General features: G+C 64.9%; 15 protein-coding genes. 6 read left to right on the top strand and 9 right to left on the bottom strand.

The window, feature by feature from the left end; translation table 11 throughout:
• Window positions 1-20 precede the first annotated feature (20 nt).
• A complete protein-coding gene (locus AC3DEZ_RS03225) occupies window positions 21-710 on the top strand; it encodes a hypothetical protein (RefSeq protein ID WP_488386916.1) in 690 nt (229 codons plus the stop codon).
• 34 nt (window positions 711-744) lie between these two features.
• Here the strand turns inward: AC3DEZ_RS03225 and AC3DEZ_RS03220 are convergent, their stop codons facing one another.
• Window positions 745-1305 (bottom strand): DUF6630 family protein, encoded by a 561-nt coding sequence (locus AC3DEZ_RS03220; RefSeq protein WP_488386915.1) that lies wholly within the window; start codon window positions 1303-1305, stop codon window positions 745-747.
• 139 nt (window positions 1306-1444) lie between these two features.
• On the opposite strand from AC3DEZ_RS03220, the gene AC3DEZ_RS03215 reads away from it, so the two are divergent.
• Window positions 1445-1690 (top strand): DUF3297 family protein, encoded by a 246-nt coding sequence (locus AC3DEZ_RS03215; protein WP_488386914.1) that lies wholly within the window; start codon window positions 1445-1447, stop codon window positions 1688-1690.
• Window positions 1691-1830: 140 nt separating this feature from the next.
• On the opposite strand, the gene AC3DEZ_RS03210 is transcribed toward AC3DEZ_RS03215, so the two are convergent.
• Window positions 1831-2271 (bottom strand): transposase, encoded by a 441-nt coding sequence (locus tag AC3DEZ_RS03210; protein WP_488386913.1) that lies wholly within the window; start codon window positions 2269-2271, stop codon window positions 1831-1833.
• Window positions 2272-2616: 345 nt separating this feature from the next.
• Here AC3DEZ_RS03210 and AC3DEZ_RS03205 point away from each other — a divergent pair, with 345 nt between their 5' ends.
• The 4 genes from AC3DEZ_RS03205 to AC3DEZ_RS03190 all read left to right on the top strand — a co-directional run bounded on the left by AC3DEZ_RS03205 (window position 2617) and on the right by AC3DEZ_RS03190 (window position 11881).
• Entirely contained in the window at window positions 2617-3252 is a 636-nt protein-coding gene (locus AC3DEZ_RS03205; RefSeq protein WP_488386912.1) for a response regulator, read from the top strand.
• A 151-nt stretch (window positions 3253-3403) separates the two neighbouring features.
• Complete coding sequence (locus tag AC3DEZ_RS03200; RefSeq protein ID WP_488386911.1) at window positions 3404-7753, top strand: ATP-binding protein; 4350 nt, start codon at window positions 3404-3406, stop codon at window positions 7751-7753.
• Window positions 7754-8058: 305 nt separating this feature from the next.
• The gene (locus AC3DEZ_RS03195) at window positions 8059-8946 is read left to right on the top strand and encodes a helix-turn-helix domain-containing protein (protein WP_488386910.1); all 888 of its coding nucleotides are present in this window, start codon (window positions 8059-8061) and stop codon (window positions 8944-8946) included.
• A gap of 88 nt (window positions 8947-9034) precedes the next feature.
• Window positions 9035-11881: a TonB-dependent receptor plug domain-containing protein gene (locus tag AC3DEZ_RS03190; protein WP_488386909.1), complete on the top strand. Its 2847-nt coding sequence runs from the start codon at window positions 9035-9037 to the stop codon at window positions 11879-11881.
• A gap of 58 nt (window positions 11882-11939) precedes the next feature.
• Here AC3DEZ_RS03190 and AC3DEZ_RS03185 read toward each other — a convergent pair whose 3' ends face one another.
• From AC3DEZ_RS03185 to AC3DEZ_RS03155, 7 genes are all read right to left on the bottom strand, one after another.
• Window positions 11940-13202: an RNA polymerase sigma factor gene (locus AC3DEZ_RS03185; RefSeq protein WP_488386908.1), complete on the bottom strand. Its 1263-nt coding sequence runs from the start codon at window positions 13200-13202 to the stop codon at window positions 11940-11942.
• A gap of 140 nt (window positions 13203-13342) precedes the next feature.
• Window positions 13343-13717 (bottom strand): YciI family protein, encoded by a 375-nt coding sequence (locus AC3DEZ_RS03180; protein WP_488386907.1) that lies wholly within the window; start codon window positions 13715-13717, stop codon window positions 13343-13345.
• A gap of 17 nt (window positions 13718-13734) precedes the next feature.
• The gene (locus tag AC3DEZ_RS03175; protein ID WP_488386906.1) at window positions 13735-14400 is read right to left on the bottom strand and encodes a dihydrofolate reductase family protein; all 666 of its coding nucleotides are present in this window, start codon (window positions 14398-14400) and stop codon (window positions 13735-13737) included.
• Window positions 14401-14424: 24 nt separating this feature from the next.
• Entirely contained in the window at window positions 14425-15090 is a 666-nt protein-coding gene (locus AC3DEZ_RS03170; protein WP_488386905.1) for a dihydrofolate reductase family protein, read from the bottom strand.
• Window positions 15087-15518, bottom strand: a complete 432-nt coding sequence (locus AC3DEZ_RS03165; RefSeq protein ID WP_488386904.1) for a VOC family protein — start codon at window positions 15516-15518, stop codon at window positions 15087-15089. The genes AC3DEZ_RS03170 and AC3DEZ_RS03165 overlap by 4 nt, the downstream gene beginning before the upstream one ends.
• Window positions 15519-15628: 110 nt before the next feature.
• Window positions 15629-16036 carry a VOC family protein gene (locus AC3DEZ_RS03160; protein WP_488386903.1) on the bottom strand — a complete coding sequence of 136 codons (408 nt, stop codon included), beginning with the start codon at window positions 16034-16036 and terminating at the stop codon, window positions 15629-15631.
• Window positions 16037-16082: 46 nt separating this feature from the next.
• Entirely contained in the window at window positions 16083-16502 is a 420-nt protein-coding gene (locus tag AC3DEZ_RS03155) for a YciI family protein (RefSeq protein ID WP_447104353.1), read from the bottom strand.
• Between the last annotated feature and the right edge of the window lie 247 nt (window positions 16503-16749).

Below are 16749 nucleotides of genomic sequence, written 5' to 3'. Positions count from 1 at the left end.
CGGGTACCGGAGGTCATCGCATGCGTGGTCTGGATTTCAGTTCCTGGCAGACACTGCTGTCGACGCTGCTCGGTCTGGCGGTGATCACCCTGATCGGCGTCGGCATCCGACTGCTGGTGATGCAGACCATCCAGCAACGGCGCGAACGCGAGAACCGGCAGATCAACGAGCGACTGCGCACGCTCATCGCCGCCTACAAGACCCTGGGCGGTTCCTTCACCGGCCATCTGGCCGTGGACCCGACCCATCTGCGCGATCTGAAGACGCGTCAGACCCGGAGCGAGGCCGACGATGAGGGCGCCATCACGGGTTCCGATCGTTCGCGCAGGATTCGCGATGCGGTGGAAGCCGCCCTGTCCGACATCATCCTGCTGGGCACGGACGAACAGGTGCGACTGGCCGCCCGCGCCGCCACCGAGATGGTGGAAGGCCGGCCGATACACACCCATGAACTGGTGATGTCGCTGCGCGATTTCATCCGTCGCGCCCTGGATCTGGATGCGATACCGTCCGGGCTGTCCATTCCCCCGCAGGGCCCGGTGCGGCCCGGCGGTGGTGGCGGCAAATCATCCGGCAAGAACGACGGGAATCGGGACGAACCACGCCAGGGAGGCGGCAGGAGCGGCAACGTCGGCGCTGGCGGTGCCGGCGCGGGAATGGGTCTGGGCACCGGCATGGCGCTGGGAGATGAAACCGGATCCCGACGCTGAGGGCGGACCGCGAACGCCCCGCCTCCGCCCGCCTTCAGAAGGCGTCGCTGCCGGGCCGCAACTCGATGCCCAGCGCGGCGCACAATTGCTGCATGCCCTCGTCGTCGCGGCTGAGCGCGATCCAGCCCGCATGGGCATCGCTGTCGGTGTTCCAGTTCCAGAGCGTATAGCCATGCTCGCGCAGGCGGTCGTAGGCCACCGCCATCAGGCCCGGCACATCGGCGGCGTCCAGGAAGTCCTCGTCTCCGGGATCGCCGCCCCAGTCGATATCGATGTTCCAGCGCGCGGCCAGCTGGTTCACGCTGTCGATCAGGGATTCCGTATCCTTCCAGTCCACATGGAAGCCCGACGACCAGTCGATGGCATCCTTCAACATCCATAGCGCTTCAGCCTCGCCGCCCCGGGCCTCGGCCATCCCGTCACGCCAGCTGGCGAACTGGCGCAGCGCGGTTTCCTCGTCCCCGGGGTTGATCAGCACCAGAAGGTTCCAGATCAGGGCTTCCTGATCGCCGGTATCGATATCCTCTTCGTCGTCGCCGTCGGGCATCGAAAACGCCGCGTCGGCGTCGAAGTCGTCTTCATCGGGGAAGGTCATGGGGGGTCACCAGATTGATGTCGGCGGGGATCCTGCCGTGTCCCCGCCGGCGACGGAAGAGCTGAACCGCGCCGGCGCTTGGGGGCTGGAAGCCCGGCGTTTATCCTAGGCGCCTTCCGCAACACGTGAAACCATCACCATGAGCAACGAGACCCCTCCCGACCGTCTGGCTTCCGACCCACGCAGTCCGTTCCACGACGCAGAAATCATGGAACGCGGCGTGGGCATCCGCTTCAATGGCGTCGAGCGTGACAACGTCGAGGAATACTGCGTCAGCGAAGGCTGGATCCGGGTGCCGGTAGGCAAGTCCAAGGACCGCCGTGGCAATCCGATGACCCTCAAGGTCAAGGGCGAAGTGGTCGCCTACTTCCGCGAGCAGCAATGAGGTCCACGGACGGACGGTGAAGGATGTCCCATCACCGTCCACGTCGAACCCGGCACGGAAAACACCTGGCCGGCCCCAAAGCGGGAAAACACCGGTCCGTCACGGAACCCCTGGTGACGGACCGGCACCGGACGATCGGCTCAAGCCACCTGATGATGATTGGCGTAGCGCTGCTTGCGTTGCAGGGAGGCGCGGTGCGTTGCCACCAGCCGGGACAGGTCATGCCGACGCGCGTCATCTTCCGGCAGGCTGGCGATCACGGGATCCCATTGACCCGCCTTGACCCAGCGCGAGAAACGCACGTAGACACTGTGATTGGCCCCGTACTCGATGGGCAGGCAACGCCAGTAGGCGTCATCGCTTCCCGCCATCCACAGAACGGCTTCGATGAAGCAGCGGGCACTGGATTTGTGGCCACGCGCGCGGGCGCCAAGCCGCCCTCCGAGACCGATCGCGATGTTGGCCCACTCGGCGTCGCTCAACTGGGGGACAAACTCGGGGGACGTAGAAGCAGTCGTGTCCTGCGTCTGCGTCAACCGGTTGATCGTGGCTTCAAGACTTTCCTGGTTTTCAGTCAGCATGATTCGGGCTACCGTCTGTATCATGGGAACGACAGAACGCGGCGCCCTCCTTGCAGACATCCGCAAGATGTCCTGCAACCCTCGGGCATTACCGGATCTACCATTTTGCAGTGTTCTTCCCGTCACAGGGCCCGGAACATCGGAATCGTCTGAAAAGGCGCGTTTGCGGCATTCCGTCGCTTCCCTGTCCGACATCGAATACCGCCGTAAAGCGCACGTTCCGCAAGCCTGGTCACAAAATAACGGATGGCATTAGGCCTCGAATCCGATAGGTTTCGCAGGAAGGCAAGACGCCGATATAGAATGTGATTGCTTTCAGCTCTTAGTCCGGGGGGACCACGGCACATGACATTGAAGATCGTGCTCGCCGATGATCACCCGATCATCGTTGCTGCTGTCCGTCAGCTGCTCGAACGCGCTGGCCATGAAATCGTCGCGGTCGCCAGTTCCAGCGGCGCGCTCATCGAGGTGCTCGCCCAGCATCCCTGCGATCTGGTGATCACCGACTTCAGCATGCCCAACGAGGACGAGGCCGATGGCCTGTCCCTGCTTGGCCTGATCCAGCGGCGGTTGCCCGATATGCCGGTGATCGTGTTGACCATGATCACCAATCCGGCCGTTCTCCAGTCCATGCTTGATGCCGGCGTCCGTGGCCTGATCAACAAGACCGACGCGATGACCGAACTGGCCGTCGCCGTGCCGACGATCATGCGTGGTCAGCTCTATATCAGCCGGGCCACCGATCGGTTGCTGATCCAGGCTGGCAACGGGAAGTCCGCGCAGGCCGTCCCGCTTTCGCCGCGCGAAACCGAGGTCATCCGGCTGTTCGCTTCCGGCAAGTCCGTCACCGAGATCGCGCGCCAACTCAACCGCAGCGTCAAGACCATCAGCACGCAGAAGCAGGAGGCCATGGCCAAGCTGGGGTTGAAGAACGATTTCGACATCTACGCTTACGCGCGCGAGAAAGGCATGCTGTCCTGAAGAACATCGGCGTGGCCACCCGGGGAAGGGTCACGCTGTCCGCGAGATGAAGCACGTTTTCTCGTTCTTCCGACATTAGGAATAATCCGATTCGAAGGACGGTGGGCCGCACCTAGGCTGACACGCATCGCTTTTGCGCGTCCGCCTCTCCATGTTCCGTTCCGTTTTCTCCCGCCTGCGCGCGCGCCTGTCCGGCAGGCTGGCGGCGGCGGCCGTCTTCCTGTTGTCGCTGATCGTGGCCGCCAATGCGGCCGCGCATCCGGCCCTGCGCCTGGATCCGGAAGAAACGGCCTGGCGCAGCGCCCATCCAACCCTGCGGGTAGGCGTGTTCGCGGGCGATCACATGCCGCTGGAAGCCTGGATGGGTGGCCAACCGGAAGGACTGGGCATCGACTACGTTCGCCTGCTGGCCTCTCGATCAGGCCTGCAGATTGCATTCCACCCCTTCACCGACTGGGACGCCGTCGCCTCACGCTCGGCCAGGCAGCCACCGCCCTTCGACCTGGTGCTTGCGCTCCCGGACACCCGCGGAAGCGACGGACACTTCCGTCTTCTGCGTCCTTACCTGAGTGCCGCGCCGGTCATGGTCACGCGGCGCGACGATGCGCGCGTGCGCGATCAGCGGGATCTGGATCGGGCTCGCATTCTCATCGAACGGCGCTTCCACGACACCATCGCGCGCCTGCGGCAGCGCTATCCGGACGCGGTGCTGCTCTATTGCGACACCGGCCTGCAATGCCTGGACAGCCTGGCGCGTGGCGAGGCCGATGCGTACATCGGCGTCACCGCGGCGCGTACCCGGGCGTTGCTGGCGAGCCGCCGGACCCACGACCTCGGCATGAACGGCCCGGCGGGCCTGCCGGCCCTGGCGTTCTCGCCCGCGGTGCGGGCCGATGCCGGCCCGCTGGCCTCGTTGCTCGACAAGGCCGCCGCCACCATTGACGAACCCGAGCTTGAGCGACTCCGTTTCCGCTGGGGCTTCGGCGAGGCGCTCGATGACGGCTCGCCCGCCCGTACCGCGCTGAGCGACGCGGAGGCCCGGCGCCTGCGTGCGCTGCCGGTGCTGCGGGTGGGCTTCGAGGTGGATCGCTATCCCTACAGCTTCATGGACGGCGAGGGTCGATTCGATGGTCTGGCCGCCGACTATCTCGCGCACCTGGGCGAGCAGTTGGGCCTGCGGCTGCAACATGTGCCGGCGCGTGACTGGGATCAGCTGCAGCAGATGGTCCGCGCCGGCGAGATCGATCTGGTCGCGGCAGGAACCCCCGACGATTTCCATCATGACGCGGTCGCCTTCAGCCGGGCCTACGAGTATTTTCCGGAAGTCATCGTCATTTCCGCGCATGGCCCGGCGATCACCGGCTCGCGCGATCTAGATGGCCGGGTAGTCGCGGTCCGCGATGAAGCCGGCCTGATAGATCGGTTGCGGAGCCAGCTGGGAAGAACCACCTTCCGTCCGGTCAGCAGCAATGAGGCCGGCCTGGCCATGGTCGCCGAGCAGCAGGCCGATGCGTATATCGGCACTCTGCCCGCCATCGACTCGCTGATCCGCAATCACTATGCGGCGTCGCTGCGCGTGGTGGGTCCGGCGGGACTCGATCAGGAGCTGGCCTTTGGTGCGCGTGGCGAGGCCCAGTCGTTGTTGCCTCTGTTCGACCGCGTACTCGCCAACATGGCGCCGTCGCAGAAACGGACCATCCGTGCCCGCTGGTTGACCAGTACGTATCACTATGGCGTGCCGTGGGGTTGGGTGGCGGGGGGCATGGTCGCCGCCTTGTCGATCATCGGCGTGATCGTCCTGGCCTATGCGCGCCTGCATCGCCTTTCACGCGCCCGCGTGCGCGCCGAGCGGGCACTGGGAGCGCAGCTGTCGTTTCAGCGCGCCCTGCTGGAAAGCGTCCCTTATCCGATCTTCGTCAAGGACGCGCATGACCGCTACCTCGCCGTGAACCAAGCCTACGAGGCCATGTTCGGCTGCAGGCGCGAGGCATTGCTGGGACGCCGGCTCGATCAGGCTTGGCTGGGACCGGAAGCTGATCTGGCCGGCATGCGGACCGCCGACAGCGCGCTGCCGCCCCGGAGGGAGCCCGCGCATGGCGAACTGCGGTTGCCATCCGATGATCCCGCCATTCCGCCGCGCAACGTGATCCTGTGGTCGCATCCCTTCCATTACGACACCGACGGCCCGGCCGGCCGGCTGGCCACCCTGGTCGACGTCAGCGAGATCCGGACGGCACAGGCGCGGGCGCGTTCTTCGGAACAGCGACTGTCCGACATCACCGACGCCATTCCCGCGACCGTGTTCCAGTTCCGGCTCTCTCCGCAGGGCGAGCGACGCTTCATCTACGCCGCCGGCAACGTGCAATCCCTGTTCGGGCTGTCCGCGGAGCAACTGGTCGACAACGAACGCCTGCTCTATGACCGGCTGCATCCGGATGACCGCCAGCGCCTGAGGCACGCCCTGCAGGAAACCGCGGACACGCTGCGGGCCCTGCCCTCCCTCGATCTCCGGTTGTGGTCGGGCGATCACTGGCACTGGCTGCGGACCGAAGCAGGCCAGCCGCGCCAATTGCCCGACGGAACCCTGGAATGGAGCGGCTACTGGATCGATATCGATGCTGCGCACGCGCAGGAGCAGGCGCTCCACGACGCCAAGGCGCGCGCCGAGTCGGCCGCCGCCACCAAGGCCGCCTTCCTGGCCTCCATGAGCCACGAAATCCGCACGCCGATGGCGGGGGTCCTTGGACTGATCGAATTGCTGGCGCGCACGCCGATGAATCGCGAGCAGGCGCACATGCTGCGTCTGGCCGACGACTCGGCCCAGGCGATGCTGCAGATTCTAGACGACATCCTCGACTATTCACGGATAGAAGCCGGGCGTCTGGCCATCACCCGTCGGCCCTTCGATCCGCGCGCCCTGGTCGATAGCGTTGCGGGTCTGTTCACCGCGCGCGCGCAGGAAAAGCGCCTCCGCCTCCACGTCGTCCAGGACAAGCGCCTGGCGGCGCAGTTGGAGGGCGACGCAACCCGTATCCGGCAGGTCCTGAGCAACCTGGTCAGCAACGCCATCAAGTTCACCGACAGCGGCCACGTTTCCCTGACCACTACGGTCGTGGACGCACACGACGACGTCCAGCGCGTCCGCTTCACGATTGCCGATACCGGCATCGGCATCGGCAGCGAGGATCTTTCCCAGTTGTTCCATCCGTTCGCGCAGGTGGAAACCCGGGAAGCGCGCCAATCCGGCGGCACCGGGCTGGGCCTGGCCATCAGTCGCCGGATCGCCTCGCTGATGGCAGGCGATCTATGCTTGACCAGCGAACCGGACATCGGCACCGAGGCCGTGTTCGAATTGAGCCTGCCAATCGCCGAACCGTTGCAGCCGGCACCGGCGTTCCAGGGGCGGCGTGCATGGCTGCGCAGCTGCGACCCATGGCGAGCCGAAGGCCTGTTCCATTCCCTCTCCGCCCTGGGTTTCGAAGTCCTGCGCAGCGAAGACAACACCGGGCCTGTGCCTGCCGACGCCGACCTTCTCGTCATCGACGCCTGCGCGCTCGCACCGTCCGACTGTTCCACCGGGATACCCTGCATCCGCGTTGATCTGCAGGGACCAATGGATGCCGATCCGGATCGACCCTGCATCGCCCTGCCCGGCGATCCCCTGTTTCACCACGCCATCGCGGAAGCGTGCGGCGAAGCGTTGGGGACAGGTGACGCCGGCGAGCGTCCGGGTCCGACGCTCCATCCACCCGACAGGACAGGCCAGCTCCTGGTCGCCGAGGATCATCCGGTCAACCGCGCCCTCATCGCCCGTCAGCTGGACCGGCTCGGCTATGCCCATACCGTCGTCGAAGACGGCAGACAGGCGCTGCAAGCACTGGCGGCGGGTGGAATCGACCTGCTGCTCACCGATTGCCACATGCCCGGCCTGGATGGATTCGCACTGGCACGCGCCATCCGCGCCGGGGAAGTCCCCGGCCAGCACCTTCCCATCATCGCGCTCTCGGCCAGCGCACTCCCGGAACAGGTACAACGTTGCCTGGATGCAGGCATGGACGATTTCCTGGCCAAGCCGGTCCAGTTGGAGCAACTGGCAAGAAAGCTGGAGCACCATCTGCAGCGGCGCTCTGGCGCCAATTCACGGGAGATACCCGCGACGCACGCGACCGCGGAATCGACGGCATCCGGAAACCCGAGGATGTTCATCGCGGACGGCATGGAAAACCTGATCCATGACCTGGTCGCGGTATGCCGGGAGGATCTGGCGCGATTGGATGCCCTGTCACCCTCGACTGTGGATGAACGCCGCGAGTTGCTCCATCGCATGGAGGGCGCGCTCGCGCTGGCCGCTCCCATGAATGCGGGCGACCTACTCGCCGCCGACGCCCGCGATCCCCTCATGCGCGAGCAGTGGGTACGCGCGCGGGTGCGGGCGCTGGAGACGTCACTGGATTCGGATGACGGAATCACCGCCATCGCCCAGGCTGAATCCCGGGAATAAAAAAGCATCTTGCGATGCCAGGGGAACCGACGCGTTCAGGTGCGGCGGAAAGAGAAGGAATGGGGATGTCCTGCGAAGCTCCCCGGTACAAACAGGCCAGGACATTCCATCGCCGGGGAATTTCCCCACCTTGCGCAACGGAATGGGCTGGTGTGCCCGCCTGCTTTGCAGGCCTTGTGATTGCGGGCGAAGTCTCGGACGTTTCCGATTCCGGGTGCCCACCGCAACCGCCACTCTGCCGATATCGCCCGGAGCACCGGGCGCCATCGCAACGCGCGCCAACGCGCCGGAAAAGGGGCAGATGCATGATCGAACAACCGATGCTGTGGGCGGATCGTGGCAGGACACTGCGCTACGGCGAGGTTTCCGACACCTCCTCCCGCCCGCATTGCCTGGCGGCTTCACGCCAGGGCAACCTGGGCTTGCAGGCACGCCGGTACTCGCTGTGGGTGCAGATTCGGGGGGAATCCTGGATAGAGTCCGCCGAGGGCAGATTCCGATTGCGTCCAGGCCAGTGGATCGTTCTGGATCGTGAATCCCGTCCCGTCGTGCAGGCCACGTCCACGGGCTTGTGCCTGGGCCTCTCATTCGAAGGCGGAGGCTCGTCTTCCCGCCGCAACGCCGACGACACACGCGTATACCCCGGGCGGGGACGCCTGGGAAGCCGTGAACGGCTGGTCGTCCTGCGTCTGTGGCGCCGCGCCTGTCCGCGAACCGCGGCGGGATCCGGTGCATATGGCGATGCCCGTCCCCTGCTGGCCTTCATGGCCGAAATCCAGGGGGATCTCCAGCGCTACGCGCAACGCTGCCCGGGGCGCACCCGCAGCCATCGCCACCAGGTATTCGTCCGCCTGCAGCGCGCGCGCCTGTATCTCAATGGGCACCGCAACCGTCGGGTGCCGATGCGCGAGCTGGCGCAGCTGGTCAATTTCTCGCACAGCTATTTTTCGCGCACCTACACCTTCGTCTATGAAGAGCAGCCACAGGTGACAGCGTCGCGGATCCGCCTCGCCCACGCCGCCGAACTCCTCATCAGCACGGAAGCGCCGATCGGCGAGATTGCCCAGGCTTCCGGTTTCGAGAACAACTGCAGCTTCTCACGTGCGTTCCGCGCCCGCTTCGGCGTCTCGGCGACGGACTATCGTCGACATGGCAGCACGCACGAGGACAATTTTCGCAAACCCATTGCGTGAGTCCGGCAAGGCAGCCAGCGGAATCCGCCGGTAACGTTAAGAAGGCGTTTTTTCCAGCCTTTTTTAGCGTTCCCAGGAGAGCATACGAATGAAACACAAGAAGTCCACGTCGGCCCTTCGGCTTGGCGTCCTGCAGACATCCGTGCTGCTGGCACTGTCGCCGGCCGCCTTTGCACAGGCAACCGAAAACGTCTCAACACTGGACAAGGTGGAGGTGACGGGGTCTCGCATCCGCGGCGCGCAGATGGAAACACGCCAACCGGTAATTACGCTCAGTCGTCAGGACATCGAGAAGCAGGGCTTCACTTCCGTCGCCGACGTGCTTCAGAACCTGACATCTGCGGGCTCACCCGCCATCTCCAGGGCCAAGGCACTCGCATCTGGTGAGAACGTGGGCGGAAGTTATATCGATATCCGCCACCTCGGTGCAACGCGAACGCTTATCCTGATCAATGGAAAGCGGCTGGGTGCCACCACCGGTGGATATCAGGATCTGAGCCAGATTCCCATGGCAGCCATTGAACGCATCGATGTACTCAAGGATGGCGCCTCCGCCATTTATGGTTCCGATGCCATCGCCGGTGTCGTCAACGTCATCACGCGTAAGCAGACCGAGGGTCTGGAAGTGAATGGCTATTGGGGCCAGAACAGCGCTGGCGACGGCCGCACTGACCAATACTCCTTCAGCCTCGGTACCCAGGGTGAACGCAGCGGCGCCACCCTCTCGGTGGAGTATCATCAACAGAAGCCGGTATCGGCTGCGGATCGCTGGTTCAGCAAATGGGGCAACGCGGGTCCGAACTACAAGGGTGATGGCTGGAGTCCAATCAGCCAGAATGGCGCTTTCTGTGATCCCTGTTCGCCCGCGGCCGCCGCGAAGTGGTGGACGCTCAAGGACGGTGGCGATCCAACCAATCGCGCCGACTATCGGTTGCATACTGCTTCGGACAACGCGAACGCCAACCAGCAGATGTATCTGCAGACGGGAATCGAGCGTCGCTCGGTGTTCGCCAGCGCGTACTACGACATCAATGACCGCGTGACCTTCAACGTGGACGCCCTATACAACCATCGGACCACCGATCAGCAGATCGCCGGCTATCCCTACCAGTCCGCGGCCTTTGGGACGCCCCTCAGCCGCGACAGCGTGTTCAATCCCACGAACCAGGATCTCACCTTCCGACGTCGCCTCTGGGAAGTTCCACGCACGACCAAGAGCGAGTTGGAGACCTATCGTTTCGCCGGAAGTCTGGATGGCAACTTCGAGATGGGTGGCCGCCAATGGAACTGGGACGTAGGCGCGCTGTGGAACCGCAACACGCTGACCAAGACCGGGCATGGCGATGCGAGCCTGATCTCGACCCGGCAGGCGCTTGGTCCGTCCTTCATCAACGCCAATGGAGTCGCGCAATGCGGTACTGCCGACAACCCCATCGCACTGACGGCTTGCCGTCCGTGGAACCCACTGCTCCCCAATGGCGTGGACGGTCAGGGCTCACTGTCCAGCGCGGAACTTCAACGCTTCCTGTTCCCGTACTACACCGATACCGGTCTGACCCGTACCACCAGCTATACCGCCAACCTCTCTGGTGGTCTGTTCGACCTGCCCGCCGGTGAGGTGGGTTTGGCGTTTGGTGTCGAACATCGCAAGGAAGAAGGACGCTTCGCACCCGATGCGTTCTCCCAGTCGGGTCAGAGCACGGGTCTGGGTGGATCCACCACGGAAGGGTCCTACAAGCTGGATGAGGTCTATCTGGAGTTGAATGTCCCGATTCTCGCAGACCTTCCCGGTGCCAAGGAACTGACGTTCAACGCCGCCGGGCGCTACTCCGACTACAGCAATTTCGGCGATACCACCAACGCCAAGTATGGCTTCACCTGGCGTCCACTGGATGAGTTGCTGGTTCGCGGCACCTTCGCGGAAGGTTTCCGCGCCCCGAGCATCAGCAATCTGTACGGCGGTTTCTCCACCAGCTTCGAGCGATATACCGACCCGTGTGGCACGGAGGCCACCAACAGCGTCAATGGCAATGCCGCATGCAACACGGCCGGCGTTCCGCTGGGATACGTCCAGTTGGGCCAGGGCCTGATACCCTGCACCAGCTATCCGTGCCAGACACCGGATCAGTTCATCCGCATGCCGAATGCCCAGTTGCGCCCCGAAACTTCCCGCAGCAAAACCGTCGGTTTGGTCTGGAGTCCGCGCTGGGTTCAGGGGCTGGACATCTCGCTGGACTGGTACGACTACTCGCTGAAGGACATGATCATCTCCGACAGCGTCGATCGCATCCTCCGTGACTGCTACGTGCTCGGGAACGCCTCGCGCTGCTCCACCGTTCGGCGCGATCCAGCTGATGGGCACATCACGGGCATGACGTATGGGCTTATCAATCTCGGTCGCATGAAGACGGAGGGCTATGACCTCGGCGTCAAGTACCGGCTTCCTGAAATCGCGATTGGTCAGTTCAGCATTGACTGGCAGTCTTCCTACGTCAGCAAGTATGACGAGCAGGTACAGGATAGGAATGGGAACGACATCATGAGCGGCCGTGTCGGCGAGCCTGGCATCTTCCGGCTGCGTTCCAATCTGGGGGTCGATTGGCAGAAGAACGAGTTTGGTGTTTCGTGGACCACGCGCTACTACTCGGGTATGCGGGAGACCTGTGTTCCCAATCGGCCATGCACCGATCCCAACCGATACGCCGATGGTGAGCCGAGCGCCGCCCGCCGGGTGGGTGCCAATGCATTCCACGACATCCAGGCACGCGTGAACCTGCCTTGGGACGCCACTGTCTCGCTGGGTGCGGACAATGCCTTCAACCATCGGGGGCCACTGTTGTTCTCCAACTCCGATGCGCGCAGCAGTGATTTCCCCTACTACGGTGACTTCGATATCGGCCGTTTCATCTACATGAAGTACCAGCAGCGGTTCTGACCTGCGTGGCAGCGGAATCCTTTGACCTCTCCCGTTCGCGGGAGAGGTTTTTTGCTTTCTACGATTCCGCACACGCCGCCGCGCGCGCCAGCATCAGATCGCGTTCGCGGGCATTGCGGGTCAGGGCGGCGGCGCGTTCGAAAGCTGCGCGCGCTTCGCTCCGGCGGCCCAGTTGTTCCAGCAGATCGCCCCGGACAGCGGGCAGTTGCGGGTACTCGCGCAGCAATGGCTCATCACCGAGCGCGTCCACCAGCGGCAGCGCGGCGGCGGCGCCTTCGGCACGGCTGAGGGCCACCGCGCGATTGAGTTCGACCACCGGCGAGGGCATTACCGCCGCCAGTTGCGCATACAGCGTGGCGATACGGGCCCAATCGGTCTGTTCGGCGCGCAGGGCCCGTGCGTGGCACGCGGCGATGGCGGCCTGGAGGGTGTAGGGCATCCGCGCGCCGCCCTGTCGCGCCGATCGTTCCAGCGCCTGGAGGCCACGCTGGATCTGCAGACGATCCCAGCGCGCGCGGTCCTGCTCCAGCAGCAGGATCGGGGTTCCATCGGGAGCCGTGCGTGCACGCGAGCGGGATGCCTGCAACTCCATCAGGGCCAACAAGCCATGCACTTCGGGCTCGTCAGGCACCAGTCCGGCCAACACCCGCCCCAGGCGCAGCGCCTCTTCGCACAACGATGGACGCATCCAGTCGTCACCGGCGGTGGCGGAGTAGCCTTCGTTGAAAATCAGGTAGACGATTTCCAGCACCGAATCGAGACGCTCGGCCAGTTCGCCGCGGCGCGGGACTTCGAACGGCACCTGCTTCTGCGCCAGCGTGCGCTTTGCACGCACGATGCGCTGGGCGATGGTCGGTTCCGATTGCAGGAAGGCTCGCGCGATCTCGTCGGTCGACAATCCGCCCAGCAGGCGCAGGGTCAGCGCCGCCCTCGCTTCCGTGGAGAGCACCGGGTGGCAGGCGATGAAGACCAGGCGCAGCAGGTCGTCGCCGATATCGTCTTCCAGCCGGTCGCTGTCGTCAGGCCCGGGCATGTCCTGCCCATCCAGTTCGTAGGCCAACTCGTCGTGCTTGCGCGCATGCAGCTGATGCTGGCGCAGGCGATCGATGGCGCGGTGCTTGGCGGCGGTCATCAGCCAGGCCGCGGGATTGTCCGGAACGCCCGCCACCGGCCAGCGTTCGAGTGCGGATACCAGCACGTCCTGGGCCATTTCCTCGGCCAGCCCGACGTCGCCCAGCATGCGGGTGAGCCGGGCGATCAGGCGGGGAGACTCCATCCGCCAGAGCGCGTCGAGGGTGCGGTGCAGGTCGTGGGCAGCCATGACCGGCGATCTGAACACCGGCCGGCGCGGCGCGCAAGCTGAATGGCGAAGACCTCATCGACGCACCCCTCCCGTCCGGGTCCGCGGGCGATTCGCCTTCCGTGGGCGCGGCCGTCCGGAAGCCGCTTCGTCATCGACCTCTATCCATCCAGCTCGAAGTAATGAAGGGGCCGGATCTCGATTCCCCAGCCCCACGCTTCGCCCGCATCGAGGCGGGTGGTCGGGTGCAGCATCGCGATCCGGACGGCATGCTCGATGTCGTCCGCCTCGATGAGGAAGGCACTGCCAATCCGCGCCGGTCCCGGTGCGAAAGGTCCCTCGGCCACCTGCACCGCATCGCCCACCCGCCGCAGGCTGCGGCTTTCGCGGGCCATGCCCGCGTCCAGGATGACCTGACCGCTTCCGTACAGTTCCTCCAGATGTGGCTGGCATTGCCGCATCGCCTGGTCGATCTGATCCGGCGGGCACGCGTCCATCCGTTCCGGGTCGAAGTAGCCGAGGCACAGGTATTTCATCGCCATCCTTCCTCCGGTCAGCGCAGCGGACCGCGCGCGCCGTCGCGACGCTCGAACTTCAGATGCACCACCGCGGGCGTTGCCACCGTGCGCACCAGTGACAGGCCATGCAAATCATCGCCCAGCTGTTCGAAAAGGCGCTCGCCGTTTCCGAGCAGCACCGGCGCCAGATGGAGTTCCATCTCGTCCACCCATCCTTCCGCCAGGTACTGCCGTGCCGCCTGCGCACCGCCGGCGAGGGCGATGTCGCGCCCCCCGGCGGCGCGACGTGCCTGATCGAGCGCGGCGCGGATGCCATCGGTGACGAAATGGAAACGGGTATCGCCGAGGATCAGCGGCGGGCGCGGATGGTGGGTCAGCACGAACACGGGATGGTGGAAGGGCGGATCATCGCCCCACCACCCGTTCCATGGCCTGTCGTGGTTCCATCCGCCGGGATGCCCGCCGAACATGTTGCGCCCCATCACCGTCGCCCCGATGTTGGCGAGCGATTCCTCCATCACGGCCGTGCTCGCATTGACCTCGCCGCCTTCCATGCCATGCGCGCGGCGCCATGTCTCCAGCGCGGTCACCCAATGGTGAAGGCGTTCCCCGCCGATGCCCAGCGGGTTCTGGACGCTCTGGTCGGGGCCGGCGACATAGCCGTCCAGCGATATCGAAATACGGAAACGCAGACGTGACATGGAAAGCTCCCGGGTTGTCCGCGATCAGTCCTCGCCCGCCGCGATTTTCCGCTGGCGTTCGATTTCTTCCGCCGAGGGTTCTTCAAGACCGAAGTAGCCGTATTCCGGCCTGCCTTCGATGCGGTAGCACTGGCGGGACACGCCGGTATCGAAGGCGCGGTGCGACCGCAGGCCCAGGGACGCCGGCGCGGTGCCGTCGGCGAACAGGCGCTTGCCTTCGCCCAGGGTCACCGGGAACCACCACAGCTGCAGTTCGTCGATCAGATCCTCGCGCAGCAGCGTCTGCACCAATCCACCGCTGCCGTGCACCTGCAGTTCCCGGCCACGCTGCCGTTTGAGGCGACGGATGTCGGCCACCACGTCGGGACCCAACCGTTCGCTGCCTGTCCAGGACAGCGCGTCGAGCGTGCGGGTGGTGACATATTTCGGAATGCGATTGAAACGCGCGGCCACCGGATCCTCGTCACCGACGTGTGGCCAGTGGGCGGCGAACATCTCGTAGGTCCGGCGCCCCAGCAACAGCGCGTCGAGCTCGCCCATGCTGTCGTTGATCAGATCGAGCATCGCCTCGTCGAAGTACGGAGCCGCCCAGCCACCATGGCGGAAACCGCCACTGCGATCCTCGTCCGGACCGCCGGGGGCCTGCACGACACCGTCCAGACTCACGAAAGCGGTGACAACGAGTTTCACGATGCCTGCTCCCCGGCCGGCTCCTGCGCCGGCATCGCGGCCATGTCCATGTACACGACTTCCCACAGGTGGCCGTCGGGATCCTCGAAGCTGCGCTGGTACATGAAACCGTGATCCTGCGGCTCGCGTGGTTGGCGGCCACCCGCCGCGATGGCCGCGTCGGCCAACGTGTCGACGCCGGCGCGGTCGTCCGCGGACAGGCACAGGATGGCCTGGGCATGCGTGGCGGGATCGCTCAGGGCCTTGTCGGTGAAGCCCTGGAAGAACTCGCGCGTCAGCAGCATCACGTAGATGGTGTCGCTGATGACCAGGCAGGCGCCCTGCTCGTTGGTGAACTGCGGGTTGAAGTGGTAGCCGAGGCCTTCATAGAACGCTTTCGAGCGGGCCATGTCGGAGACGGCGATGTTGACGAAGATCTGCGTGGACATTGGAGTGTTCCTTGCAAGGAGGGGAAAGGGTCAGCGAAATGATTTGATGCCGCGGGTCATCCACGGTCCACCGCGTTGCCTGGCGGACGCATGGACATCTACATGGCGCATCAGATGCAGTTGATCATCCAGCGCACGCCGTGGCGATCGGCCAGGATGGCGTAACGCCGCGCCCAGAACGTCTGCTGCAGCGGCATCTCGACGGTATTCGCATCTTCGGACAATGCCGCGAACAGTGATTCGGCCTGTGCCGGATCATCCAGATCGATCACCACGTAGGCGCCGGTGACGCCCTGATACGGATGATCGGGCGTGGCGTCGGTTCCCATCAGGCTGAACGCGCCGACGTCGACACGGCCGTGCAGGATCCTGGCCTTGAGCTCGGCCGGCAGATCTTCGCAGCCGGGGGTTTCGCCGAAGCTCTGCATCGCGGTGACCTGGCCCCCCAGCAGGCCGGCATACCAGGTCAGGGCCTGACGGCAGTCGCCATCGAAACTGAGATAGTGCTTGAGACGCATGGGAAGATTCCTTCTTGTCCGGGTGGGATGGGGTTGGTCGGGTCAGTCAGTTCGAATCGGCGATACGCGCGGCCAGACGCTCTTCCTGTTCGCGCAGTTCGGGGGTCAATGCCGAACCGAAATCATCGAGTTCGAAGAACGGACGGATCTCGACCTCGGCGCCACCGTCGAAGGGCGCGCGCTTGAGCCATTCGATCGCTTCGTCCAGCGAGCGCACCTGCCAGATCCAGAAGCCGGCGATGAGTTCCTTGGTTTCGGTGAAGGGACCGTCGATGACGGTGCGCTGCTTGCCGTCGAAGCGCACGCGCGCGGCGTGCGAGGTCGGGCGCAGGCCTTCGCCTGCCAGCATGACGCCGGCATTGACCAACTCCTCGTTGAAGCGGCCCATGTCTTCGAGTTCCTGCCGGGTGGGCATCACGCCGGCCTCGGTTTCGGCGTTGGCTTTCACGAATACCATCACTTTCATGTCGTACTCCTTCGGATTGGAATGGGTAGGACAGCGTCCGGCGGGCGGAGCATCGCTGCTTACTGGGTACGACGGGTGTGAAGGGCCGGGATCGACAACCCCGCGAAAAAATTTCCGGGGAAGCCCGCACTCTCGGCGGGGCCGGTCTCGGCCGCTGCGACGGACGCACGGGAGGATGCGCGCATCCCGCCCGGATCTGCGGCATCATGCGCGCTCCGGCGGGCGCCCCCCGTCCCCCTGGAGCAAG

The sequence above is a fragment of the Pseudoxanthomonas sp. 134C1 genome (genome assembly GCF_057773065.1).
The sequence above is the reverse complement of the archived record's forward strand: the minus strand, read 5'-3'. Positions and strand labels throughout refer to the sequence as shown.

Bases quoted from the DNA above. Each gene is read 5' to 3' on its own strand.
- AC3DEZ_RS03205 (WP_488386912.1), top strand. From the start codon at position 2,617: ATGACATTGAAGATCGTGCTCGCCGATGATCACCCGATCATCGTTGCT.
- AC3DEZ_RS03225 (WP_488386916.1), top strand. From the start codon at position 21: ATGCGTGGTCTGGATTTCAGTTCCTGGCAGACACTGCTGTCGACGCTG.
- AC3DEZ_RS03160 (WP_488386903.1), bottom strand. From the start codon at position 16,036: ATGCGTCTCAAGCACTATCTCAGTTTCGATGGCGACTGCCGTCAGGCC.
- AC3DEZ_RS03175 (WP_488386906.1), bottom strand. From the start codon at position 14,400: ATGTCACGTCTGCGTTTCCGTATTTCGATATCGCTGGACGGCTATGTC.
- AC3DEZ_RS03220 (WP_488386915.1), bottom strand. From the start codon at position 1,305: ATGACCTTCCCCGATGAAGACGACTTCGACGCCGACGCGGCGTTTTCG.
- AC3DEZ_RS03190 (WP_488386909.1), top strand. From the start codon at position 9,035: ATGAAACACAAGAAGTCCACGTCGGCCCTTCGGCTTGGCGTCCTGCAG.
- AC3DEZ_RS03210 (WP_488386913.1), bottom strand. From the start codon at position 2,271: ATGCTGACTGAAAACCAGGAAAGTCTTGAAGCCACGATCAACCGGTTG.
- AC3DEZ_RS03180 (WP_488386907.1), bottom strand. From the start codon at position 13,717: ATGAAATACCTGTGCCTCGGCTACTTCGACCCGGAACGGATGGACGCG.
- AC3DEZ_RS03155 (WP_447104353.1), bottom strand. From the start codon at position 16,502: ATGAAAGTGATGGTATTCGTGAAAGCCAACGCCGAAACCGAGGCCGGC.
- AC3DEZ_RS03215 (WP_488386914.1), top strand. From the start codon at position 1,445: ATGAGCAACGAGACCCCTCCCGACCGTCTGGCTTCCGACCCACGCAGT.
- AC3DEZ_RS03165 (WP_488386904.1), bottom strand. From the start codon at position 15,518: ATGTCCACGCAGATCTTCGTCAACATCGCCGTCTCCGACATGGCCCGC.
- AC3DEZ_RS03200 (WP_488386911.1), top strand. From the start codon at position 3,404: ATGTTCCGTTCCGTTTTCTCCCGCCTGCGCGCGCGCCTGTCCGGCAGG.
- AC3DEZ_RS03185 (WP_488386908.1), bottom strand. From the start codon at position 13,202: ATGGCTGCCCACGACCTGCACCGCACCCTCGACGCGCTCTGGCGGATG.
- AC3DEZ_RS03195 (WP_488386910.1), top strand. From the start codon at position 8,059: ATGATCGAACAACCGATGCTGTGGGCGGATCGTGGCAGGACACTGCGC.